We start from the raw sequence: 26,228 nt of genomic DNA, 5'->3' as shown, positions 1-26,228 counted from the left end.
GCAAGCCTATTCATCTCCCTTCTGTGATGAGATACAATATATTCAACTTCGGCTTTGTTCCCCTATAAAGAATGAAACCTGTGCAAAAGATTTCGTATAAGCATCGACGTTCGTAAGGCCAGATATATCTTGGAGTATGACACGCTCACCATTCTTTCTACGTTCGTCTGCAAACTCGATTGCTCGTTTTAAGTTATCAGAACTGTAAATGACACTATGAATAAGAGGTTCTTGACCACAATACCCGAGCGCTTCTAGTAGACGGTCTATCCGTATTCCAAACCCTGTTGCTGGTGCATCAACATGAAATTTGGATAGTAGATTATCATAGCGCCCACCGTTTCCAAGTAAGAAACCTACTTTATCTGCATATACTTCAAATAAAAGACCTGTATAATAGCTCATATGGCTCAATAATGTAAGATCTAATTTTATAAATCTGGATACACCAAATGATCGTAGGTGCTCACATACTAGTTGCAGTTCCAGAAGCAATTGTTTACCTCTCTCCCCGTCAACAAGCTGCATAGCATCATTTATAATATTTTCGTCACCACGTAAATGTAATAATTGTAATAAACGTTGTTTATCAATAGATGATAGAGGCAAACCTTTCACATGTTCTTTATATCCAACAAAGTTTTTTTCATATAAGAAGCGTCGCAACGTGTTAGCCCGCTCTTCATTACCGACTGTTTCTAAAAATAGCTCATTAACAAACCCGATGTGACCAACAGTAACTGCAAATGTCTCTAACCCAATATTTTGTAATAGGGATACTAGCAGAGCAATCACTTCAGCGTCTGCACTTAGTGTTTGATCACCTATACATTCAATTCCAACTTGTTCAAACTCTGCTGGACGTCCCCCTTCGCGCTGTTGAGCGCGAAAAACGTTGGCAGAATAGGCAAGACGTAACGGGTTCTTGTTTGCTAATAATTTTGATGCTGCTACCCTAGCAATAGGGGCTGTCATATCCGGCCGTAATACTAACGTATGACCTTGCTGATCCAATAGCTTGAACAGCTGCCTATCCGCTATCGCTGATGATGACCCTACGGTATCATAATACTCTAGCGTTGGCGTCTCAATTAGCTGATAACCCCATTGCTCAATCCCCTTTAGTAACTCACTCCTAAGTTCTTTTTTAGTTTCATACAATGAAGGTAATGTGTCTCTCATACCTAATGGCTTTTCAAACATAAAAAGCTTCTGCATTTCAATCCGCCCTTTAGTTATTGATTTGTAAAGCTTCAACGCATTAAGCATCCCTGGAGGCTCAATTTATGCGCTAGCTATATTGAAATTTATTCCAAAATTAAACTAAAATACTTTAGTTCGCTAATTTGCTAATAAGTTAAAGTTTTTAGTATTGTAACTTGGCTTTTATCATTCGTCAAGATACAAATTGTAATATCTTGCTCATAATTTAATTTGTTCACAATAAGGTCTTATTATTTCGAAATAATATTATGTAGAACTTTTTAATTTAGTCTTTTTCTACTTATACTGTATTGACTTACATGTAGCTGTATTCATAAGGTTTGTGCGAGAAACATACATTCTATTATTAAATATACAAAAAATGGGTAAACAACCGTATTAAAAATGGCTGTTTACCTAAAGATTGTTATTTCTCGTACTACAAAACAAACACGTATACAACTAAAATTCCTAATAGTTTAGAAGCTACAGCAACAATTTTTACCAACAGAGCCTAATTAATTGACAAAATTATAATATTTATTTTATGATCTTTTATATAATTAAATTTTCTCCTAAAGGGGAGTAGCTTTTACAGCAAAGTCGTCATTACGGAGTATCATACTCTCGGCTTTGTTGGCAACATACGTTGTTAGCGAGACCTTTATCAGTTGGTAAAGGCCTTTTGATGTAAAAAACCTTTACCATCATTGGTAAGGGTTTTTTTGTGAGAAAAATAATGAATAGAGTACCAAAAGTTACTTCATTCATTCTAGATAAAAAATGATGGAAAGGAGAGATACTAATATAGCCTACTATTAAGCAAGTTGAAAATATATTTCAAAAGAAACCATTGATTTTTGAATCTTTTTAAGAAGTGACTCGTATTAAACATTGGAGTCATATCGACAAAAACACCACTAAACACAGGTGTTTACTGAGAAATTATTACTTTTTAAAGGTCTTTTACTAGGGAAAAAAGGTGCTACAAGCACGATAGTTGATTATTACGTATACAAAGAGGGGGAGATAAGCAGTGCTTATTATTGAATTAGCAGCTATTTTATTTGCTTCAAAAATAGCTGGAGATATTAGTGTCAGGCTTGGCCAGCCATCTGTTCTAGGTAAGTTATTAATCGGAATTGTATTAGGCCCTACCGTTTTAGGAATCGTTAACGACACAGAAATCTTAAGTGAAATTAGTCAAATCGGAGTCATTTTATTAATGTTTATTGCAGGCTTAGAAACCGATGTTGATGAATTTAAACGTACTGGCAAGGCTTCAACCTATGTAGGGATACTTGGAATCATTGTACCTTTATCTATCGGATATTTATCAGGAGTAATTATTGGATTACCTACATTTGAAGCTATATTTCTTGGATTATTACTTTCTGCTACAAGCGTAAGTATTTCAGTCCAAGCATTGAAAGAAATGAATAAGCTTAAGTCAAAAGAAGGTGCGACGATTTTAGGAGCAGCTGTCATTGACGATATTCTCGTTATCGTATCATTGGCCTTTTTAATGAGCTTAGCAGGTGGGGATGTTCATTTAGGAGAAGTGATTATAAAGAAAGTTATCTTCTTCGCGGTAGCTATAGGCTTAGCTTGGAAAGTGGTCCCTTGGGTATTAAATAAGTTTGCACCATTAAAAGTAACTGAATCAGTCATTTCTGCAGCCTTAATCATTTGCTTTACCTATGCATTTATCGCTGAGTATGCAGGAGTTGCAGCAATTATTGGTGCTTATATTGCTGGTGTTGCGATCAGTTTAACTAATCATAAACATGAAGTGTTTGAAAAAGTAGAAACAATCAGCTACTCGATCTTTGTACCTGTATTTTTCACATCAATTGGTGTTACTGTAGAATTATTCGGTATTGGAGATAACATTGGTCTAATAGTCATCCTTAGTATCGTAGCTATCCTTACGAAACTGCTTGGTTCAGCAGTTGGTGCAAAAGCCGCTGGATTCAATTGGAGAAGTTCAATGGGTATCGGATCTGGTATGGTATCAAGAGGTGAAGTAGCATTAATTATTGCAGCAATTGGACTAGAAGCCGCGTTGTTAAGCCAAGAATTATTTGCAGTAATTGTAGTTGTTGTCCTAATTACAACAATTGTTACACCACCTATGATGAAGTGGTTTTTCACTGGAAACAAGCATGAAAATAATAAAGTGGAGACGACTGGGTAGTCTCATCAAAGATTGGAGAGCATTTTCCCCAAGCAGCTAAAAGCTGTGAAAATTGAAAAGCCGAGTCGAGGTTCCTGTGAAGCACTGAAGGTACAATATACTTTGGGATGAAGTGATCTGAAGGGACTAGGTTGACGGAAATTTTTACTAACTTTGAGAAATGTTAAAGATTTACCAGGAAATATATATTTAATTCTAGCATTAAAAAACAGCTACCAACTCGAGAAAGCCTTTATCATAAATTAAGAACCTGTTTCGTCGAAACAGGTTCTTTTATATGTAACATTAGCTCATGATTTTATCCTTAACACCATTTTAGATTCGTTTTTCCATCTCTTCTTTCGTGTAAATAATTTGCATTGGGTTCCCGCCTACAAATGCTCCAGCAGGCACGTCTTTATGTACGAGCGTCCCTGCCGACACTATCGCACGATCACCAATTACTACACCAGGTAAAATAGTGGAGTTAGCCCCAATTAGCACCTCATCTCCAATTATAACATCGCCAAGACGGTACTCTTCAATTAAGTATTCATGTGCTAATATTGTCGTATTGTAGCCGATCACAGAATTTCGTCCTACAGTAATTTTTTCCGGAAACATGACATCTAGCATTACCATTAATGCAAAGGATGTTTGTTCGCCAACTTTCATTCGTAAAAATGTACGATATAACCAGTTTTTCATGCCTAAAAATGGCGTATAGCGGGCTGTTTGGATAACGATAAAGTTTTTTACTACTTTCCAAAAGGGGACTGTCTTATAAACATGCCATAATGAATTTGCTCCCTTTACAGGGTATCTTGTTGTTTTTCTCACTGATTCTCAGCCTTTACAATGGAGAGTAAATCACTCATTTTATTTAAAACATAATCTGGGTTGTATTGTGTTAAATGTTCTCTACCTTTGATCGCCCATCCTACGGCGGCAGTTTTTGTTCCAGCATTTTGACCTGCCAACATGTCATGATGATTATCACCGACCATAATCGCTTCATGTGGAAGAGCGTTGAGTTGCTGTAATGCTTTATGAATTGGCTCAGGATCTGGTTTTGCACGTTCAACATCATCTAAAGTAATGACCACATCAAAGAACTGATCTAGGTTTGTGAGTTTTAGTCCCATTGTTGTCGTTAACCTCATTTTTGTTGTCACAATTCCTAACTTAAATTTTTGCTCGTGCAGTGCTTTAACGGTATCAAACACACTGTCATATTCCTTTACGAGTAAATCATGATTTGCTAAATTAAACTCGCGATAGGTTTTTACCATATCCTCAACACGGTCTTTATCTACTGAGTGTAATGATTCGTACAACGGTGGGCCGATGAATTCGAGCACATCTTCCCTTGAGTAATCATTAGGGTAATACTGCTCTAATGTATGCATAAACGATTGGATAATTAATTCATTCGTATCAATCAATGTTCCGTCTAAATCAAACAATATCGTCTTAATGGTCATAGTTCGCTTCCTTTCTGTTCTGCAACTCTGCTTTTTTCCATATAAAAGCGACAAGCATCGTTAATAGTATCGCAACGAATACACGTATTAATAACAATGGTAAAATTGGTATTCCTAAAGGTATAAATACGAGTGTATCCTCAATAACAGCATGGCATGAGACGAGAAATATAAATGCAAGTACAGTATCTTTTTTAGACACACCGTCTTCCTTTACTGCTTGAATCATGACACCAGATCCATATGCAAGTCCAAATAAAAGTCCCGCTGCTAATGTCGTTGACGTATTCTCCTTCATACCTAATAATTTCGTCAAGGGTGACATCCACTTGGAGAACGTCTCTAACCATTTTAGATCTTTTAATATTTGTATACCGATCATAAGTGGAATAACGATAAGTGCAAGTTGTAAAATTCCTATTAAGCCCTTTTCTACCCCAGCCATGATGATACTTCCCCAGCCTGAAACAACTTCTTCTTTTTTCGATATAAATCCATATTGAGCTAACTCATTTCCGCCTGCCCAAAGAATATTTATCATGAATGCTGATATAACTGCTAATCCTATACGAGTAACCATCATTATCCAGAGCTTTACCCCTACTCTTGCAGCAACGCTTGACTCTATTAACAAGTTATGAGAAAACGATAACATCACAGCTAAAATAAATACTTCTTTTACAGTCAAATCAAGTGTTAAAATCGCACCGATAGCAGCATACAGATTGAGGAAATTCCCGAGAACCAACGGGATTGCTGCATCTCCAGATAGTCCAAACAAGCCCATCAAAGGTGATATGCCTTCCATAATCCATTGTAGAATAACAGTGTATTGTAGAATAGTCACTATTAATGTAACTGGAAAAATGATTTTCCCTAATGTCCATGTCGTCTGTAACCCTACAATAAACCCCTTTTTAACTGACCCAACCAAATTCCCACTCCTAGCTTTTTAATTAGAATAATAACAAAATGTAAAGCAATTGGTAAATACCCAATTGCTTTAACATTTGTTCACTTTGAACGTCACTTATTATACTGTTTAGCTTCTATGAATCTTTATACCTTTTATCAGCATACCCTTTTACTCGTCGGACTACAATCATGGCAATTGCAAAACCAATTAATAACAACGAGATAAACTGAGCAACACGTAAGCTTTCAGTTAGCATTAAGCTGTCTGTTCGCATTCCTTCAATGAAAAAGCGGCCAAATGAATACCAAATGACATACGTTAAGAATATCTCACCACGTTTTAAATTAACTTTTCTTAGCAGTAGTAAGATAATAAATCCAGTGAGACTCCAAATTGACTCATATAAAAATGTTGGGTGATAATACTCCCCGTTAATATACATCTGATTTATAATAAAATCTGGTAACTGTAGGTTCTCCAAAAATTCCCTTGTCACTACACCACCGTGTGCTTCTTGATTGACAAAGTTCCCCCATCTACCGATAGCTTGTCCTAAAATGATACTTGGTGCAGCGATATCTGCAAGCTTCCAAAAAGAAATACCTTTTTTCCTCGCAAAGACGATAGCCGTTAATACCGCCCCAATTAAACCACCGTGAATGGCTAAGCCACCTTGATTAATCATAACAATTTCTAAGAGATTTTCTGAATAATAATCCCATTTAAAAATGACATAATAAAGTCGTGCTGAAATAATAGCAATTGGTACTGCAAATAATACTAAGTCTACAAACGTGTCTTTATGAAGACCTCTCTTTTCAGATTCCTTGACAGCTAAATATAAACCTAAAATGACACCGATACCGATGATTGCACCATACCATTGAATCGACAATGGACCAAGTTCAATAAAAACACGATCTAACGGCTGTATTTGCTCTTCCATCCTCTCAACTCCTAACATATATTTCTACATATAATATGTACACCTTATACCTCTTCACTATCTTCAATAACATCCGCCAATCTATTTGAAAATTGTTCTGCAGCGTCCATACCCATTCTCTTTAATCGAAAATTCATAGCTGCTACTTCAATAATGACTGCTAAATTTCTTCCTGGACGAACAGGAACTGTTAAATGTGTTATTTCTGAATTAATAATTTTCATTTTATCTTCATCTAGACCAACACGGTCATATTGTTTAGCTTGATCCCAAAGCTCTAAAGTGATCACTAAAGAAATTCTTTTGAAATTCCTAACTGCTCCCGCACCAAACAATGTCATGACATTTATAATTCCTAAGCCACGAATTTCTAGTAAGTGTTCCAACAGATCTGGTGCGTTTCCTATTAACGTGTTTTGGTCTTCTTCACGAATCTCAACTAAATCATCAGCAACTAGTCTATGCCCTCTCTTCACTAATTCAAGAGCAGTTTCACTTTTTCCAACACCGCTTTTCCCAGTAATTAATACACCTATACCATATATGTCTACTAACACACCATGAACTGCAGTTGTAGGTGCAAGCTTACTTTCTAAATAGTTTGTGAGACGACTCGTTAAGCGTGTTGTCTTCATTGATGAACGCATAACAGGTACTACCTCACGCTCAGAAGCTTCAATTAACTCTTCAGGAATTTCCAAATCTCTTGAAATAATAATTCCTGGGGTTATATCAGTACATAATTTATTCATACGAAGCTGTTTTTCCGATTTTGTTAACTTATCATAAAATGAAAGCTCTGTTTTACCTAATAGCTGTATTCGTTCTGCTGGATAATAAGTAAAATATCCCGCCATTTCAATCCCAGGTCTAGATAAATCACTCGTAATAATCGGTCTATTTACCCCATCTTCCCCACTTATCAACTCTAACTGAAACTTATCTATAATGTCTATCGTTTTAACCTTAGGCATAGAAATCCTCCTTTTTGAACACTCACAAACACTTTCTTTATTTTATCAGTTTTTTTCCCTACTAACAAAGAAGAAATGCCTTAGCCTATAGATTTGTCACGACTAGCACTAGAAGCAATTCATTTGAAGACGTTTTTGACTTCGAATGAATTGATGGAGTAACCTCAAAGGACTAGGAGGCGAAAAAGCTAGGCAAAGAAGAAATGCCTTAGCGCCATAAAACCTCTATACAGTACTGGATCCTTTTCATTTGAAGGCACTTTTTGAAACGGTGAAGCGACTTGAAGTGATCGGTATATGATAAAAACTCCACTTCACAAAGGTAATTCCCTTTGCAAAATGGAGTGTAGAAAAATAATTTCTGTTAGTCGTTACTATGTGTAGTAACGTGTACTGAGCCACTTTTTGAATCAGCAAATAAATGAAGCGGTTCAGTTGCCTTATCATTAACAGTAAACCTTAATATTTTTTGAACAATTTCGTCTTTTTCCTCAATAATATTAATATTTGGCACATAACATTTTACTTTCCCTACACTTGACTTTAAATCACCTTCCATTGTCATGCCGTCAGGGACAGTAATATCTATACTACCCGTTGTTGTTTTAGCAAAAACGGTATGTGCCTTTTCATTGTTTATCTTACATTTGATACTGCCAGTAACACTTTGTAGGTCTACTCTTTCAAAGCTACCTCTAACATTAATACCACCATTAACTACTTCGGCCTCACAGTCACGACTATAGCTATCGAACACATCAACAGCGCCATTTGTGGTCTCAATTTCCATCTCATCAACATGCATGCGTTCTAATGTAACTGATCCGTTAGATGTTTTTGCTTTAAAGTCTTTCACATTAAACCCTGTACTAATAACCGGCCCATTGAATACCCGAATTCTGATCTGGCTATAATCCTTCTCAGGAATATAAATTTTTGTATGAACCTTCATTTGTTTTTTCTGAACAGCAAAACGCATTAGACTATTATCAGTGGAAAATAACACGTCTTGTAAGAATACTCTTCTTGCTTCTTCATTATTTTCGACTTTGTATACTTTCGCCTCACATTCAATACGAACATCATTTTCATTCCACGGTATTAGCTCAATACTCCCGTTATACACATCTAAATCAACCTTATCAATGAAAACATTTGAATTTTGAAATATATGATGCACGTCAACCGAAGGTCCAAAATTAAAGTCTAAATCTAAATTCTTCACTTTCTTTACTGCTGTATTCATGAAATCAATGAATTTTTCTTTCGTTGATGTTTGCTTAGTTTCACTACTGTACGGACGTTGTTGAGCATTCTCATAGTCAATTTCTGTCGATAAGTCCGTATTTACTACTTGATCCGCTTTATCCTTTTCTTGCTGATCACTTAATGCTTCTAAAAGTGTTAATGCTTCATCAGTTGAAAGCTTTCCTTCTTCGACCATCTTCAATATCCGCTTACGTTCTTCAATCATTTAAAATACCCTCACTTTTCTCTTCGATTTTTTAATTTAAAGTTTTTTTAGCTAGTTCTACAGTAGAGGATTGGATTTATTAACAATACTCCATTCACTTTATGTTACTTACAGTTTATTGAATCAGTACTTGGATGCCTCTAATAATATTCCAAATAACTACACCTACATTTACAATTATTATAATGACTATTGGCCAAAATACTGTTGTAAATGCTACACCGCCAGAAAATATATCTATAAATGCAATGAAGATAGCAAGTATGATAGATACGAACGGTAATAGGTGTGAAACAAAAGCACTCTTCGCATGTGATTTAACTTCATTACTATCTGATACAAAATATGCAACAATCGGAAATAAAAATGGTGCAAAAAACACGCTGAAATAGCTTAATGAAGACAATAATTTATTTATATCCACAAAGACATCATCTCCTTTAGCCTATTATACGAATAGAACCCAGAAGAAGTTTCATGAATTTTCCCAAAACTAGTCAAAAAATAATAAATAATGGCTAAATATTATATTTTCTATAAGTTCTCTTCAACTTTATAGGACAAAAGTTTGATTGTAATATTACTTATGGGACATCTTGTCAATTTAGTGAAAACTATTATAAATTAAATATTTTTTCCTTATGTGTTTTACAAAATGGTAAAATAAATTAGTATAAAACTTTCGTGAATAGAGGATTTTATCAAACTATGCCGAATTGTTTCGGTACAGCAAAATATTATAGTGACAAACACATAGATGATTTTTACATATTTATGAATGATTAGTACTAAGGAACTAAATATCTTGCACTATCTCCTATGTTTTACGAATTTTTTTCTATATCCAAAGCTACACAACAAGGAATTTTTTCGACATAACCAATTGAAAACGTATTCATTTAATAGCGAATAACACATCACTCACATACATGAGAATGATGCTTAATTTAGTTTGCTCACAATAATTTATAGGAGGAGAAATTATTTATGCGTTCATTTTTTACTAAAATCTTTGATATGACAATAAGAATGAAGCTCATTTTACTCATGGTTTTTGTTACTATTACCGTCATCACATTAGCCATCAGTCCAATTGTAAGTATGAACAGTTATAAAGGTCACATTGAAGAAAAATACAGTAATCGCTTAGCTGTCATTGAGGATTTACATTTCATACTTGGCAAAGTTGATGAAGCCCATGGGATTGTTGTGGATTTTTCTAAAACGTATGATGAATCTTTGGTTTCAGATTTAGAAACATCAATGGAACTGATTAATAGTTTGCTAAACCAATTTACAGAAAACCCGTTATTGGATTATTACAGTACGGAAGATACAGCACACTTAGATAGTATCATAAAAAATTACAGTCTATTTGAATCCAGTCTAAAATCTATAAGAGAGCAAATGCTAAATTTTGATTTAGAAACCTTTTTAATAGACTATGATTTAGAAAAGAATAGCTATCTTACATTAATGCAAGCATTTTCAGCTCATGACAGAGCCTCTTTCCAATACCTTTTACAAACTGAAACAGAGTTAGATAAGCTTGCTGAGAGCATCATTTTAACAGTCATCATAATCTCTATAACATTAGTTGTACTTATCATTTCTTTTGCTAGTTGGGTTTATTTAAGTACTTCTAAAGATATCGTACAGGTTATTAATAAATATAAAGGCTTATCATCTGGTGATTTTAGAATTAGTACAGGCTCAAATAAAAAGAATGAATTAGGTAAACTAGCTGATAATATAGATGGCTTAGTAGAAGTATTGAAAACAACCTTTTTCGATATAAAAGAATTTGTAGAGAAATTAAAGAACCTTTCTGTAAAGACTAAGACAAATATGACGAGTAGTAATGCTAGTATTGAAAATACAGCAGGTGCTGTAGAGGAAATAACTAGGGGGATAGACCAGCAGGCCAGTGCAGCTGAGGAGTCTTTACTCCACGTAACTGAATTAACAGATAAACTCCATGTTACGGTTGAGTCGTTGGACATGTTTAAGAAAAATGTAACTAAAACAGATGATGAGATTAACTCTTTTTCTAAAAGTTTAGCTAATGTCTCTAATAATTCTAAAGATGTAGAAGAAACAAACAATACATTATTAGTTTCATTCACTGAGTTATTGTCTAGTTTCGAAAATATAGATGAATTATCTAAACAAATCGTAAATATTGCTTCCAGCATTAAAATAGTGTCTTTAAATGCATCTATTGAGGCGAATAGAGCAGGGGCAGACGGTAAAAGCTTCAATGTAGTGGCAGAAGAGGTAAGAAACTTATCGACACAAACATCAGAAGTTTCTAAAGAAATTTTAGAAGTCGTAAAAGTTAATGTTGATAAGATGGCTAATTTCCAACAATTATTACAGTTTGCAAATAACAAAAATGAAGAAAATGGTAAAAATACAAAAATAGTCATGAACAGCTTTGAAGACGTTAGTATTCGTTTTAACGCTATGTTAGAGGAACTAGCACTAATAAATAATAACCTTATAGACGTTCAACAAAAGGCGACTATCATCCAAAGTAACGTGAGAGAGACGAGTGCAACAAGTCAGCAAACAAGTGCTGTGATGCAAGAGATCTCTAGCAGTTTTGAAAAGCAAGTAGATTCCATGAAGAAAATAGCAGATTACACGAATGAGCAAGTGACATTGGCTAATGAGCTTAGTGAAAAGTCTAGTCAATTTAAAATGTAAGTCATGAACTTACGTCCTTCGTTCTTTCATGTGATTCCTAACAACCTATATTCATGGTCTGCACCTACGCTGTATAGCACAGCAAGGGTGCAGACCTTTTTTATTTGTTGTATTTCGTATGAAGGTATTTAACGAGATACCACTTAAGTTCGTGGCATATTTCCTACTTAATATTAAACAAGTCAAGTGATAAGAATGAATAAAGCGTTGAAAAATAAAATTTTACGCTTACACTTTTCATGGCTAATTTGAATTCGATTGTGTTTCATGTTAATGTATTCATTAACTTTTTTAGCTTGGCTATTTTCGTATTGATAACAGTAAACACTTATAATTACTACAATAAATCGCTGACATAAGCGTATAAAATCTCGTTGTTATTTTGTAATAACATCAATGAATTTTACGAAAAGAGCCTTTAGCATATTGCAAAGAAAGGTGATTTATACATCATGAAGAAAGAACAATGGAATTCAAAGCTAGGTTTTATTTTGGCAGCTGCAGGCTCAGCAATTGGGCTAGGAGCTGTTTGGAAGTTCCCATATATGGCCGGCACAAATGGGGGCGGGATATTTTTTCTCCTGTTTTTACTTTTTACACTTCTTATCGGCATGCCGATGCTGTTGGCTGAGTTTGTCATTGGCAAAGCAACAGGTAAAAATGCCATCTCCGCTTTTAAACAATTAGCCCCTCGATCACTATGGTACGGAATCGGTTATTTAGGTGTCATTGCAAGTTTTATATTATTATCTTTTTATAGTGTTGTGGGTGGCTGGATCATTTTATATTTGATTAGAAGTGCATCTGGAAGGCTTAGCAACCTTCCAACTGAATCTTATGGACAACTATTTGATTCAATTATAGAAAGTCCACTAGAAGCAACGATTGCACAATTTTCATTTATTCTCTTGACTATCCTTGTTGTGCAAGGTGGGATACAAAAAGGTATAGAACGAGCTAGCCGTGTTATGATGCCGGCGCTATTTCTTCTTTTTATCATTTTAGTTTTCCGGTCATTGACACTTGATGGTGCGATAGAGGGGGTAAAATTCTTCTTACAGCCAAATGTAGGTGAAGTTACAAAAGAGACCGTTTTTCTTGCATTAGGGCAATCACTCTTTTCATTAAGCCTTGGAATTTCCATCATGGTTACATATAGTTCATACTTACCTAAAAAAGAAAATATTGTAAAATCAGCGTCATGGATTGTAACGTTGAATATTGTCATATCTTTATTAGCAGGACTAGCTATATTTCCAGCTGTTTTTTCTCTTGGTTTTGAGCCAGATACAGGTCCAGGACTAATTTTTGTCGTCATACCAGCTGTATTTAATGAGATAGCATTTGGAGGATTATTCCTAACAACATTCTTATTATTGCTATTATTTGCAACGTTAACATCGTCCTTTTCAATTTTAGAAATCATCGTAGCTGCACTGATTAAAGAACAACAAGAAAAAAGAAAAGTCGCTACTTGGATTGGTGGAATCATTATTTTTATTGTAGGTATCCCGTCAGCATTATCATTTGGAATGTTGAAGGATATCAAAGTATTTAATAAAACAATATTTGATTTAGCAGATTACTTTGTAAGTAACATATCTCTACCTGTGGGATCATTACTTATTTCGTTATTTGTCGGTTATCAAGTATCTCGTCCAATTCTAGAAAAAAGTTTTAATGTATCATCACAGGTTGGAAACTATTTATTTCGATTTTGGTACGTTAGTGTTCGCTTCCTCATCCCGTTAGGCATATTCCTTGTTCTATTTTTAGGAGCTTAATACTAAATGAGTAAAAGACACTGGGACTTTTCCCAGTGTCTTAAATAAAATCCTCTATTTAAATTTCCGTATTTATAAAACGATGATATTCACATATAAACACATCTTGCTAATATAATTAAGATTTTTAAGTTTACGAACAGCCTTATTTTTTCAGAACGAGCTCCTCTTTTTCTTTTATAATTTCTTCCATACGCTTTCGATCTCGTTCTAGAATAGGCTTTAAATATCTTCCAGTATAAGAAGTGTCTTGCTTAACTACCTGTTCTGGTGTACCTGTTGCAATAATTTTTCCACCTTTATCTCCACCTTCAGGGCCAAGGTCAATTAGATAATCAGCAGCTTTAATAATATCTAGGTTATGTTCAATTACTAAAACGGTATCTCCATTTTCTACTAGTCTTTGAAGTACCTTTAATAACCGTGAAATATCATCTACATGTAAACCAGTCGTTGGCTCGTCTAAAATATACAGAGACCTTCCCGTTGAACGTCGGTGTAGTTCCGATGCTAATTTTACCCGCTGAGCCTCACCGCCTGATAATGTCGTAGCAGGCTGTCCAAGCGTAATATAGCCTAGACCAACATCGTAGATCGTTTGAAGCTTCCGCCTGATTTTAGGAATATTTTCAAAGAAAGAGAGTGAATCTTCTACTGTCATTTCTAATATCTCTGATATATTCTTATCCTTATACCTCACTTCTAAAGTTTCGCGATTATAGCGTTTCCCATGACATACCTCACAAGGAACATAAACGTCAGGTAAGAAGTGCATTTCAATTTTTATAATTCCGTCACCACGGCACGCTTCACAGCGACCACCTTTAACATTAAAGCTAAAACGTCCTTTTTTATATCCTCTAACCTTTGCTTCATTTGTAGCGGCAAATACATCCCTAATATCATCAAACACACCTGTATATGTAGCTGGGTTTGAACGTGGAGTTCGGCCGATTGGTGATTGATCAATGTCAATAACCTTATCCAAATATTCTATTCCTTTGATTTCTTTATGCTCACCAGGCCTTGATTTTGCCTTGTGAAGCTTTTGAGCTAACGATTTGTGTAAAACCTCGTTAATCAGTGTACTCTTCCCTGATCCAGACACACCTGTAACAGATATAAATGTGCCTAAAGGAATTTTGACTTTCGCATTTTTTAAGTTATTTTCCTTTGCACCAACGATTTCAATATAACGACCATCAGGTTTACGACGTTCTGTTGGCAGAGGAATAAACTTGATTCCCGACAAGTATTGGCCAGTTAATGATTGTGGGTCATTCATAACTTCTTCAGGCGTACCTGCAGAAACAACCTGTCCTCCGTGGATTCCTGCGCCTGGGCCGATATCAATTAAATGGTCAGCTGCTAACATAGTATCCTCGTCGTGTTCCACGACGATTAATGTATTACCGATATCTCTCATGTTTTTTAATGTTTGTATAAGACGATCGTTATCACGCTGATGTAAACCAATTGAAGGTTCATCTAGAATATATAAAACACCTGTTAACCTTGATCCAATCTGTGTCGCTAAACGTATTCTTTGGGCTTCTCCTCCAGAAAGTGTTCCAGCTGACCGGTGTAAAGTTAAATAATCTAGTCCAACATTGTTTAAAAAGCCTAAGCGCTCACTAATCTCTCGTAAAATCATGTTAGCTATTGTCATTTCTTTGTCAGTCAGTTTAAGGTTCTCAAAGAAATCTAGCGCTTCTGTAATAGAAAAAGAAGTAATTTCACCAATATGCTTTTGATCTATTAATACAGCTAAACTTTCTTTCTTTAAGCGATAGCTTTTACACGTTGGGCAAGACTGCTGTGCCATATACTTTTCCATTTGCTCACGAATATAATCCGAGCTCGTTTCACGATATCTACGCTCAATATTAGGTATAACCCCTTCAAAAATAATATGATTTTCACGCACTTGACCAAAGTCATTTTCATAACGGAAATATATCTCTTCATTCCCACTACCATGCAGTACTTTCTCAAACAAATGCTTAGGTATGTCCTTTACTGGGACATTCATATCTATTCCGTAATGATCACAAACAGCCTTTAATAATTGAGGGTAGTATTGAGAGCTTTGTGGTTCCCACGGAGCAATAGCATGTTCTAGTAATGATAGATCCCAATTAGGAATAACTAAATTAAGATCTACTTCAAGCTTAGTACCTAGTCCATCACAACTTGGACACGCTCCAAATGGACTGTTGAATGAAAACATTCTCGGCTCCAATTCCCCTATTGAAAATCCACAATGTGGGCATGCGTGAAGCTCACTAAATAACAGCTCCTCTTCGCCTATTACGTCAATGATTACTTTACCTTCACCTAACTTCAATGCGGTTTCTAGCGAATCTGATAGCCTTGAAGCAATGCCATCCTTTATGACAATCCGATCGATGACGATTTCAATTGAGTGCTTTTTGTTTTTTTCTAATGTTATATTTTCTGTAAGCTCAGTCATTTCACCATCAACACGAACACGAACATAGCCCTGTTTTTTAATTTCCTCAAAAGTCTTCACATGTGTCCCTTTACGCCCGGAAACGATTGGAGCAAGAACTTGCATTTTCGTTCTCTCAGGGTATTGCAAAATGCGATCAACCATCTGCTCTATCGTTTGAGATGTAATTTCTATATGATGATTAGGACATACTGGACGTCCTACACGAGCATATAATAGCCTTAAATAATCATATATTTCAGTAACTGTACCGACTGTTGATCGAGGGTTACGACTTGTCGTTTTTTGGTCTATCGATATGGCTGGAGAAAGCCCATCGATTGCATCGACATCAGGTTTGTCCATTTGTCCTAAGAATTGACGTGCATATGCTGATAATGATTCAACATAGCGCCGTTGACCTTCCGCATAAATGGTATCAAATGCTAACGAAGATTTACCTGAACCAGAGAGACCAGTTAAGACAACAAGCTGGTCTCTTGGTATTGTGACGTCGATGTCTTTTAAATTATGAGCTCTAGCTCCTTTGACAATGATTTTATCCTTTACCATGCTCTTATTTTCATCCTTCCGCTTTTAACTCGATCAATATGTCACGCAGTTCAGCTGCACGTTCGAAGTGGAGTGCTTTTGCAGCATCCTTCATTTCTTTTTCCATATCTGCAATTAGCTTTTGTCGTTCTGTTTTGGTCATTTTTACTTTTGGTTTGTTTGTTTCGTATGTTTCTTGATTTTCCGCTGCATAAGTTGCCTGTATGACATCTCGGACTTCTTTTCTTATTGTTTTTGGCGTAATGCCGTGCTTTTTGTTATGAGCTTCTTGTATTTCACGACGCCGCTTCGTCTCTTTAATGGCAATATCCATTGAATTGGTCACATGATCGGCATACATAATGACTCTACCGTTTTCATTACGTGCAGCCCTTCCCATTGTCTGGATTAGCGACCTTTCCGATCTTAAGAATCCTTCTTTATCGGCGTCTAAAATAGTAACTAGAGAAACTTCTGGTATATCTAAACCTTCCCTTAATAAATTTATACCAACGAGTACATCAAATTTACCAAGTCGGAGATCACGTATAATCTCTATTCGTTCAAGCGTTTTAATTTCTGAGTGGAGATATGTAACTTTTATGCCTATTTCTTTGAGGTAATCTGTTAGGTCCTCTGACATTTTCTTTGTCAATGTTGTAACTAGCACGCGTTCTTTTCTCGCTATACGCACTTGAATTTCCCCGATAAGGTCATCAATTTGTCCTTCAATTGGGCGCACATCGATTAATGGATCTAATAACCCTGTTGGGCGAATAATCTGTTGAACCATTTCAGGAGAATGCTCCAATTCATAAGGACCAGGTGTTGCTGATACATAGACTATTTGGTTCACATGCTCCTCAAACTCTTCAAAACGTAACGGGCGGTTATCTAATGCTGATGGCAACCGAAAACCATGATCTACAAGCATCTGCTTTCGAGCTTTATCACCGTTAAACATACCTCGAATTTGTGGTAATGACACATGTGATTCGTCAATAACAATTAGAAAATCATCAGGAAAATAATCAATCAGCGTATATGGTGTGGATCCCGCTTCACGGAGTGTTAAATGCCGCGAATAATTTTCAATTCCAGAACAAAAACCCATTTCCCTCATCATTTCCAGATCATATCTAGTACGTTGCTCAATTCTTTGGGCTTCAAGTAATTTGTCATCGTCACGAAGCTCTTTCAAACGCTCTTCAAGTTCTTGTTCAATATTTTTCATGGCAATTTGCATTTTTTCTTCTCGTGTTACGAAATGTGATGCAGGAAAAATAGCCACGTGTTCACGCTCACCGATAATTTCCCCTGTTAAAGCGTCGACTTCACGTATACGATCAATCTCATCTCCAAAAAATTCTATGCGTATACAATGTTCGTCTCGTGATGCTGGAAAGATTTCAACTACGTCTCCACGTACCCGAAACGTTCCTCTCTTAAAGTCAATATCATTTCTGTCATATTGAACATCGACGAGTTTTCTAAGCATTTGATCACGCTCTATTTCCATTCCAACACGTAATGACACGACGAGCTCACTATATTCCTCTGGGGAACCTAGACCATATATGCAAGATACACTCGCAATAATAATAACGTCCTTCCGTTCAAGTAATGAAGAAGTTGCTGAGTGACGCAGCTTATCAATTTCATCGTTTATACTGGCGTCCTTTTCAATAAAAGTATCGGTTTGTGGAACATACGCTTCAGGTTGATAATAGTCATAATAACTAACAAAATATTCCACAGCATTATTAGGAAAAAACTCTTTAAACTCACTATATAGCTGTCCTGCAAGCGTTTTATTATGAGCAATAATTAAAGTAGGTTTATTAACTTCCTTAATTACATTAGAGATCGTAAACGTTTTTCCCGTACCAGTTGCCCCTAATAATGTTTGATGCTTTTTCTTTTGTGTAATACCGTCTACAATTTCAGTAATTGCCTGTGGCTGGTCACCAGACGGTTTAAAAGCTGAGACTAACTCGAACTGATCCATTTTTGACGAAAGCCCCCAATCCCGTAGTAGTTGTATTATCATTGTACCATATTTTATCATTAATTAAACAAAAATACGAACTTATATTCGTTTTTTAACAAATCACCATTACTTTAAAGAAAGAAAATAACAGGGCACCTTTCGTAAACTTTGTCGCAATAGTTGCTATAATTGAAGATTAAAACATCATTTTACTTAACAGTCATCGTTTTATAGAAGAAAAGATGCCGCGAAACTCTAGTTGTGTACTTGTTTATATGTTAGTACGAAACAACATTTTTTATTGATACAAGATTAAAATGGATGAAAATGATATTAAATGGATAACTTCTAGGTTTGCACTCGGGGTATCGCTCCTCGTATATTTTTTAGAGGTTTCTGTTATTTATCGTAGAATGGCATTATGTAGAGTTTTAAAGAAAACTTAGCAAGCACAGGGAAAGGTAAACATCAATAAATTGTAACTTACACTTAAGAAAAAGCTTCATTTTCTCATCCAATAGTATGGTATTTATTTTATAATAGCAGCTTTCTTGAGCTATACATTTCTGATAGATGGGGATAATTATGCTCTCATCTCTACAATAGGAGTATTTGTATTTCCGCAAAAACTTTCTTATTACTGAATTAATTCTACATCATTATACAAAACTATAGGGTCTGACCCTAGCTGCTACAACACATTAACGCAGCGGGAGTCAGACCCCTTATTTTTCTAGCATAATTGTTAAGCTAATGAGTGTCACGAGGATTGTGGCGCCCATGTCTGCTAGAATGGCAATCCATAAAGTTAGCCAGCCAGGGATTGTTAATAAAAGCGCAATGACTTTTAACCCTAGTGCTAAAGTGATATTAAGTTTAATCGTTCTATTCACCTTTTTCGCAATGGATACAGCACTGGGCAGTTTACCTAGATGGTCTTGCATTAAAACAATATCAGCCGTTTCAATCGCACTATCTGTTCCTTTTCCCATCGCTATGCCAAGATCAGCGACCGCTAGAGCAGGTGCATCATTTATACCGTCACCAATCATCGCTACTTGTCCATGCTCATGTATATTTCTTATTTTATCTACTTTTTCTTCTGGAAGAAGGTTTGCGTAAAAATCTGTTACGCCTACTATTCTAGCTACCTTTTCAGCTGTTTTCCCGTGATCACCCGTAAGCATAATTGTATGTTTTATACCCTTTTTGTGGAGCTCTTTCATAACAACTTTACTTTCCTCACGTATCTCGTCAGATATACCAAAGATTCCTAACACATGCTGTTGATCAGCGACGATAACTAGTGTGAGCCCTTCGCTCTTTAGGCGATCAATATCTAACTGTTTATTTTCATCAAAGTGTATGTGAGGCATACTTTTTTCATTACCGACAAAATAAGTTTTGTCACTAATTTTCGCAATGACACCACGTCCAGTTGCCGTTTCTATATCATCTGCCTCAACGTAAGCTATTTCTTTTTCAGCAAACTTTTTCATGATCGCTTTTGCTAATGGATGTGAAGATTTACTTTCAACAGCTCCTGCAATGCTTAACAAATTGTTATCATACTCGATAATTGTTTCTACGTGAGGCTGTCCTTTTGTTAACGTACCTGTTTTATCAAATGCAATGGATTCAATTTTCCCTAACTGCTCTAGGAAAACACCGCCTTTTACGAGAATACCGTTCCGTGCGTTGCGTGTAATCCCAGATACTATCGCAATTGGTGAAGATAATATTAATGCACAAGGGCAGCCTACGATTAACACAGCTAAACCTTGATAAAACCATGGCCCCCAAGCATCCCCGAATAACAATGGGGGTACAACCATAACAAGTAAAGAAATGATCATTATAATTGGTGTATAGTACTTAGCAAATTTGTTAATAAACTGCTCAGTTGGTGTCTTCGTTTCCTGTGCTTCTTGCACAAGGTGTAAGATTTTGGCCAAGGATGAATCCTCATATGCTTTTAAAATCTTCACCTTAAGGACACCTTCATTATTAATGCTGCCACCAAACACATTGGTGCTTGCTTCTTTTTCTACTGGTAATGATTCACCAGTAATCGCTGCTTCGTTTACCGAGCTTTTACCATCAATTACGACACCATCAGATGGTATTTTTGCCCCAGGCTTCACAAGGACGATGTCATCTTCTGTTAAAGTTGAAATAGGAACGACTTGTTCAATACCATTCGTAATTAATATTGCATCTTTTGGAGCAACTTGTAGTAATTTCTCCATTGATTTTCTGGCCTTTTCCATACCGAGACCTTCAAGGTATTCATTTAAACCGAACAAGATGGCAACAATTGTCGCTTCCTTCCATTCACCAATTGAAATTGCTCCAATTAAAGCGATCGTCATTAACGTATCAATATTGAATTTAAAACGAACTAAGTTTTTAGCCCCTTTTATAAATGTTTGATATCCGCTGATGACAATTGCCACAAGATATAATGAAACAGCTAGTAGAGTTGGTATTGATGATTCCAATAAAATGGTTAACAAAAATAACGTCGTAGAAATCCCTAAGTACATCTTTATTTTATTTGTACCATGGGAATGGGTATGTGAATGATCGTGACCTTCTGTTGTTATAAGGGCTGCACCATCACTAGCAAGAATTTTTTTAACTTTGTTGAGGTCGATACTTTCATCAACCTTTAACTTAGACGAGTTGTATAATAAGGCAGCTGATTCACCATGATCTAGCCCTTTAATCTGCTTTTCCATATCAGCTGCACAATTCGCGCAGCTCAAACCTTCAATTTTATACTCTTTCATTGTCTAGCTCCTTTTTACTATTCTAATGATGTAGAGCATGGTTTATAGTTTGTTCAAGAATATCCATTACATGTTCATCGTCTTGAGAATAGAATAAAGTGGTGCCTGCTCTTCTGTATTTCACTAATCGTAAATTTTTTAAAAAGCGTAGTTGATGAGATACAGTTGATTGCAGTAAGCCCAATTTATCAGCAATTTCATTTACTGAGCATTCTTGAGCTGATAACAAATGGAGAATTCGTATTCTTGTAGGATCAGATAACGCTTTGAACGTTTGAGAAACGATAAATAACGTTTCTTCATCTAATTCCTCATAAGCTGTTTTTATATCAATGTGATCTTTTTTGTCAGTCATTCAATATCACACCTTTTCTATAATATTTATATGTACATATGTTCATATTGACAATAATTTGATTTAAAACTACCATAGCTGTCTTATAATCGTCAATAAAATTCTTGCAATTTACTAAAAAAATTTGACAATTAGGCACTTACTACATATGATGTAATTAAAAGTTGGTCGAGGGAAACATATTAAGTTTCACCCATACATTTAGGCTAGGGGGAATATTCATGTGTATATCCAATAAAATAAATGAATTGTACCATTTTACATCTGGAGATGAAGTAAAAATTGATCGGTTAGATATCTCCGGAACAATGAGAAGAAGATTACTAGATTTGGGCTTCGTTCCTGGAGCGACCGTAAAAGTCCTACAGCGCAGCCCTTTGGGTGATCCAATTGCATTTGCGGTCAGTGACACTGTCATTGCCTTAAGAAAAGAAGAAAGCTCTAAAATTTATGCTACGAAAATAGGAGGGGAATCACGTTGAGTACATTTACTATTGCGCTCGCAGGGAACCCCAATACTGGAAAAAGCACGTTATTTAATACTCTTACTGGCTTACGCCAACATACTGGTAATTGGCCGGGAAAAACAGTGTTACGAGCGGAAGGAGATTTTGAACATCAAGAAAACCAATTTAAAGTGATCGATTTACCAGGAACATACTCATTATACTCAAATTCAGCCGACGAAGAAGTTGCAAGGAATTATATATTGTTTGAAAAGCCAGATGTTACAGTCGTTGTTATAGACGCAACTGCGCTAAAAAGAAATTTAAATTTAGCGCTACAAATTATGGAGATGACAGGCCAAGTAATTGTCTGTGTCAATTTAATTGATGAAGCTAAGAGAAAAGGAATTCATATTAATGAAGAAAAACTAGCTAGAACTCTTGGGGTACCTGTAGTAAAAATCTCTGCCAGAAACAAAACAGGTATTAATACTTTGTTAGATCAGATTAATAAAATGTGCCTTGGACAAACTGAGACTAAACCATACCAAATTCAATATAACGATGAATTAGAGGAGGAGATTACTAACCTCATCCCAAAAATTCAAAATGTGCTTGGCACTAACTTACCTTTGAGATGGATTGCACTGCGTATTTTAGACGGAGATACGAGTTTAATAGAAGAACTTAAGCTACATTTAACAGGACAGAAGGAGGTTCAACACCTTGCAGAGTCAAATCCAGTTCAACCAGGATGCCATTGATCAATTATTTGCCCAAGCAACAGAGAGCTCCTCTGACGATAGAACGAGAGATCAAATTGTATCAAAAATTTATGAAACATCAAATGCTATTACATCAGATGTTTTGACGCTCGATCAGCAAGATAGATTTCAAAGATCTGAAAAGATAGATAAAATTCTCACATCTCCTATTTGGGGTTTCCCGATTATGCTAGCAATTTTAGGGCTCATATTTTATCTAACAATCGCAGGCGCGAACGTACCATCTTCTATGCTAGCAACATTTTTTGGCACCATCGAAGGTTACATTACGGCTGCATTTAATGCGGTAAATGCACCAGATTGGTTACATGGGGTCTTAGTATTAGGACTATATAGAGGGACGTCTTGGGTCATAAGCGTCATGCTACCGCCAATGGCGATTTTCTTCCCTGTCTTTGCTTTACTAGAAAACTATGGGTATTTACCTCGTGTAGCATTTAATATGGATCGGTTATTCAAGCGTGCCGGCGCACACGGAAAACAATCGTTAACGATGGCGATGGGCTTTGGATGTAATGCCGCGGCAATCATGTCGACTAGAATTATAGAATCTCCACGGGAGAGAATGCTAGCAATTCTTACTAATAATTTTGTACCTTGCAATGGACGCTGGCCAACAATTATTTTAATGGCATCATTGTTTATGGCTGCAAGCTTCACTGGAGGTACTGCCACACTTGTTACAGCAGCAACTGTTATGGGTATCGTCTTATTTGGTATCGTCGTGACGTTATCAGTATCGTGGATATTATCCAAAACAGCGTTAAAGGGTGTTCCAACTCACTATACTTTAGAGCTACCGCCTTATCGTAAGCCACAATTTTGGAATACAATTGTAAGAGCTACACTTGATAAATCTTTATTTGTGTTAAAACGAGCAATTATTATCGCAGCACCAGCAGGTGTACTCACATGGATCTTCGCAAACATTTATATTGGGGATACGAGTGTCTTAATGTATGTTGTCAACTTCTTAGACCCATTTGCACAGCTGCTCGGGCTTGATGGATTTATCTTAATGGCATTTATTTTGGGCTTACCAGCAAATGAAATTGTCTTGCCAATTTTATTAATGGGATATTTATCTACAGGTGCCATGCTAGAGGTAGAAGATTTAAATTCTTTAAAGAATATCTTCATCGATAATGGATGGACTTGGTTAACAGCCCTTAATGTCATGCTTTTCTCATTACTCCATTATCCTTGTGGAACAACATTAGTAAATATATATAAAGAAACTAAAAGTGCAAAATGGACATTTCTATCGTTCTTAATTCCTACACTCATCGCAGTAGGGGTAACATTCATTATCGCACAAATCGTAAGAGGGCTAGGCCTAGTATAAGAGCTCTGACCCCCATCACTTTTAAATTGTTAAGGTGATGGGGGTTCTTTTTAACTTTTGCTATCAAATTAGTACCTTAAAAAGTGGTTTTATAGGTTAGTCATCGTTGTACAATAGAAAAGATGCCACGAACGCTTGGTGTAGAAATGCTTATATGTAAAAATAAAAGCAACAAATAATGCGAAAATATCCACGGTCACTTTTTTATAATTGAGACTTAAATACAATACAAATATTGTGTTTTCTTACTACCAAAACAAAACTAAGGGATCTGACCTCCTACTAATTTAACGCTACAGCAACGTGGATCAGACCCCTTTGATAAATGCTTTTAGTAAGAATAGTTCATCTTCATTTGGTTTTCTGTTGTAGTGGTTTACGAATTTTTGGGTTGCCTGTTGTTCTGTGTCGTTACTTTCCACTAAATCCCCTATCGCTTTTACTACATTTAGATAATAGTCGGCCAATTGCTGTTTCGTTTCAGGATTTATATGTGATGAAACATAGTAATCGACATCATAGCTTAATATTTTGTCTATTAGGGGGTAAATATTTTCTTTTGAATATTTAAATGATCGTTCATAAATATCAACCCATAAGCAGTCCGAGATGACAAGCACTCTCTCTTCAGGTATGTGGATCACGATAGAATCGGGTGCATGGTCTCCACCTACATGTTCCAATATACAAGTCACTCCACCAAGATCAACAGTTAATTTACTTGAAAATGTCATATCAGGAAGCTGTATTGTTAATTGCTTTCTTTCATCCTCTGTTATCGCTCTTAATAGGTAGTCCTGACAAAATTCACTTTCTATTCCTGCTTGAACACGCTCTATAATTGATTTGTCGTCCCATTCAAATCGGCTCATTTCCGTAAGCTTTTCTTTCGTCATTTCGTGTGAGATAGTTGGGAGATTCATTGTCTTAATCCCAAAAACATGATCCCAATGCCAGTGTGTAATAGCTAAATAGCTTGGATTTGGAACATTTAACTGCCGAACTTCCTCTAAAAATTTTTCCGCATGTTTTGGGGAATGTCCCGCATCTATTACAAGGCTTTTTTCTTTACCTACTATAAGTAATAAAATCGGCTGATCTGTTTCTTGATTAAAATCCATATAATATATATTTTTTGTAAGAGTATGTAACATCATTCATTCCTCCCATAATAATGACTCACGGTTTATATACTAACAAAATGATAATAACAACTGTTAAGGATTACAGTGCTCAAACTCACATTCATCCATTTTTTACTAATTTCTTATTCATGGTACATCATTCTTCTTACTATATTGGATAAATACACCTGTATAAAATAAATTAAAACACTTGTACAATGTGACTATATACCAATAATTAAGGCTGTTTTCTCATTGATTGTTGTTTTTCTTATTAAGAAGTAAACGCGTACCCAACTAGAGTTCGTAGCTTCTTTTCTTCTCTAAAGAAAATAAATTCTATAATACACATCTGTTTCACAAATTCAAGTGAAAATAAGCCACAATATTTACGAAAATGTCCATAAATAAAGAAAGGTGCAGAAAAATAGTGAAAGAGCTAGGGGAAATATTTACAAGTCTAATTATTGTTTTAGTCATTCTCATCGGTGCGATTTTCCTCTTTAGTTTGTCTGCAGGATTCATTATCCGCTGGTTGATGTGAAGAGCTAGCTGAAAACAATTGAAAAGAAAAAATCAATTGAGGAGGCGTCCACATATATGACTACCTCCTCAATGTACATCCTTATTATATTTTCCGTTTAAGCCATGATTTACGCACCTTAACTGCTTTCGTATTAACTTATCTTTCATACTAAGATAGGCATTCAAAATAGTACAA

Annotated in this window: 20 protein-coding genes; 6 read left to right on the top strand and 14 right to left on the bottom strand. The window is 35.7% G+C overall.

The features are described from left to right. Positions 1-42: 42 nt before the first annotated feature. Positions 43-1,218: an ATP phosphoribosyltransferase regulatory subunit gene (locus tag SLH52_RS01775; protein WP_320207588.1), complete on the bottom strand. Its 1,176-nt coding sequence runs from the start codon at positions 1,216-1,218 to the stop codon at positions 43-45. Between the two features lie 1,021 nt (positions 1,219-2,239). Here SLH52_RS01775 and SLH52_RS01770 point away from each other — a divergent pair. Then, on the top strand, positions 2,240-3,400 hold the full coding sequence (locus tag SLH52_RS01770; protein ID WP_320207587.1) for a cation:proton antiporter: 1,161 nt from the start codon (positions 2,240-2,242) through the stop codon (positions 3,398-3,400). A 315-nt stretch (positions 3,401-3,715) separates the two neighbouring features. Here SLH52_RS01770 and SLH52_RS01765 read toward each other — a convergent pair whose 3' ends face one another. The 7 genes from SLH52_RS01765 to SLH52_RS01735 form a co-directional block, all read right to left on the bottom strand. Continuing rightward, complete coding sequence (locus SLH52_RS01765; protein ID WP_320207586.1) at positions 3,716-4,219, bottom strand: acyltransferase; 504 nt, start codon at positions 4,217-4,219, stop codon at positions 3,716-3,718. Next, positions 4,216-4,863: a pyrophosphatase PpaX gene (ppaX, locus tag SLH52_RS01760; protein ID WP_320207585.1), complete on the bottom strand. Its 648-nt coding sequence runs from the start codon at positions 4,861-4,863 to the stop codon at positions 4,216-4,218. Before ppaX ends, SLH52_RS01765 begins: the two co-directional genes overlap by 4 nt. Next, positions 4,853-5,797, bottom strand: coding sequence for a nucleoside recognition domain-containing protein (locus SLH52_RS01755; protein WP_320207584.1), 945 nt, complete (start codon positions 5,795-5,797; stop codon positions 4,853-4,855). The genes ppaX and SLH52_RS01755 overlap by 11 nt, the downstream gene beginning before the upstream one ends. A 115-nt stretch (positions 5,798-5,912) precedes the next feature. Continuing rightward, entirely contained in the window at positions 5,913-6,725 is an 813-nt protein-coding gene (gene lgt, locus SLH52_RS01750; protein WP_320207583.1) for a prolipoprotein diacylglyceryl transferase, read from the bottom strand. 44 nt (positions 6,726-6,769) lie between these two features. Next, positions 6,770-7,699, bottom strand: coding sequence for an HPr(Ser) kinase/phosphatase (gene hprK, locus SLH52_RS01745; RefSeq protein ID WP_320207582.1), 930 nt, complete (start codon positions 7,697-7,699; stop codon positions 6,770-6,772). 364 nt (positions 7,700-8,063) lie between these two features. After that, a complete protein-coding gene (locus SLH52_RS01740) occupies positions 8,064-9,173 on the bottom strand; it encodes a DUF4097 domain-containing protein (protein ID WP_320207581.1) in 1,110 nt (369 codons plus the stop codon). 115 nt (positions 9,174-9,288) lie between these two features. Next, entirely contained in the window at positions 9,289-9,597 is a 309-nt protein-coding gene (locus SLH52_RS01735; RefSeq protein WP_320207580.1) for a hypothetical protein, read from the bottom strand. Positions 9,598-10,160: 563 nt separating this feature from the next. Here SLH52_RS01735 and SLH52_RS01730 point away from each other — a divergent pair. Both SLH52_RS01730 and SLH52_RS01725 read left to right on the top strand, forming a co-directional pair. Further along, positions 10,161-11,882, top strand: a complete 1,722-nt coding sequence (locus SLH52_RS01730; protein WP_320207579.1) for a methyl-accepting chemotaxis protein — start codon at positions 10,161-10,163, stop codon at positions 11,880-11,882. A 452-nt stretch (positions 11,883-12,334) separates the two neighbouring features. Continuing rightward, the gene (locus SLH52_RS01725; RefSeq protein ID WP_320207578.1) at positions 12,335-13,666 is read left to right on the top strand and encodes a sodium-dependent transporter; all 1,332 of its coding nucleotides are present in this window, start codon (positions 12,335-12,337) and stop codon (positions 13,664-13,666) included. A 145-nt stretch (positions 13,667-13,811) separates the two neighbouring features. Here SLH52_RS01725 and uvrA read toward each other — a convergent pair whose 3' ends face one another. The 4 genes from uvrA to SLH52_RS01705 all read right to left on the bottom strand — a co-directional run bounded on the left by uvrA (position 13,812) and on the right by SLH52_RS01705 (position 21,807). Beyond that, positions 13,812-16,691 carry an excinuclease ABC subunit UvrA gene (gene uvrA / locus SLH52_RS01720; RefSeq protein WP_320207577.1) on the bottom strand — a complete coding sequence of 960 codons (2,880 nt, stop codon included), beginning with the start codon at positions 16,689-16,691 and terminating at the stop codon, positions 13,812-13,814. A 10-nt stretch (positions 16,692-16,701) separates the two neighbouring features. Then, complete coding sequence (uvrB, locus tag SLH52_RS01715) at positions 16,702-18,678, bottom strand: excinuclease ABC subunit UvrB (RefSeq protein WP_320207576.1); 1,977 nt, start codon at positions 18,676-18,678, stop codon at positions 16,702-16,704. Between the two features lie 707 nt (positions 18,679-19,385). After that, positions 19,386-21,452: a heavy metal translocating P-type ATPase gene (locus SLH52_RS01710; protein WP_320207575.1), complete on the bottom strand. Its 2,067-nt coding sequence runs from the start codon at positions 21,450-21,452 to the stop codon at positions 19,386-19,388. 22 nt (positions 21,453-21,474) lie between these two features. After that, positions 21,475-21,807 carry a metalloregulator ArsR/SmtB family transcription factor gene (locus SLH52_RS01705; protein WP_320207574.1) on the bottom strand — a complete coding sequence of 111 codons (333 nt, stop codon included), beginning with the start codon at positions 21,805-21,807 and terminating at the stop codon, positions 21,475-21,477. A gap of 221 nt (positions 21,808-22,028) precedes the next feature. On the opposite strand from SLH52_RS01705, the gene SLH52_RS01700 reads away from it, so the two are divergent. The 3 genes from SLH52_RS01700 to SLH52_RS01690 are packed head-to-tail and all read left to right on the top strand — an operon-like array spanning position 22,029 to position 24,383. Further along, the gene (locus SLH52_RS01700) at positions 22,029-22,289 is read left to right on the top strand and encodes a FeoA family protein (protein WP_320207573.1); all 261 of its coding nucleotides are present in this window, start codon (positions 22,029-22,031) and stop codon (positions 22,287-22,289) included. Further along, on the top strand, positions 22,286-23,017 hold the full coding sequence (locus SLH52_RS01695) for a FeoB small GTPase domain-containing protein (protein ID WP_320207572.1): 732 nt from the start codon (positions 22,286-22,288) through the stop codon (positions 23,015-23,017). The genes SLH52_RS01700 and SLH52_RS01695 overlap by 4 nt, the downstream gene beginning before the upstream one ends. Beyond that, positions 23,013-24,383 carry a nucleoside recognition domain-containing protein gene (locus tag SLH52_RS01690; protein WP_320207647.1) on the top strand — a complete coding sequence of 457 codons (1,371 nt, stop codon included), beginning with the start codon at positions 23,013-23,015 and terminating at the stop codon, positions 24,381-24,383. The genes SLH52_RS01695 and SLH52_RS01690 overlap by 5 nt, the downstream gene beginning before the upstream one ends. A gap of 308 nt (positions 24,384-24,691) precedes the next feature. Here the strand turns inward: SLH52_RS01690 and SLH52_RS01685 are convergent, their stop codons facing one another. After that, positions 24,692-25,540, bottom strand: a complete 849-nt coding sequence (locus SLH52_RS01685; protein WP_320207571.1) for an MBL fold metallo-hydrolase — start codon at positions 25,538-25,540, stop codon at positions 24,692-24,694. Positions 25,541-25,979: 439 nt separating this feature from the next. Next, positions 25,980-26,105 carry a hypothetical protein gene (locus SLH52_RS01680; protein ID WP_320207570.1) on the bottom strand — a complete coding sequence of 42 codons (126 nt, stop codon included), beginning with the start codon at positions 26,103-26,105 and terminating at the stop codon, positions 25,980-25,982. Positions 26,106-26,228: the final 123 nt, after the last annotated feature.

It is taken from the genome of Cytobacillus sp. IB215665 (genome assembly GCF_033963835.1).
Lineage (GTDB): Bacteria > Bacillota > Bacilli > Bacillales > SM2101 > Nanhaiella.
The sequence above is the reverse complement of the archived record's forward strand: the minus strand, read 5'-3'. Positions and strand labels throughout refer to the sequence as shown.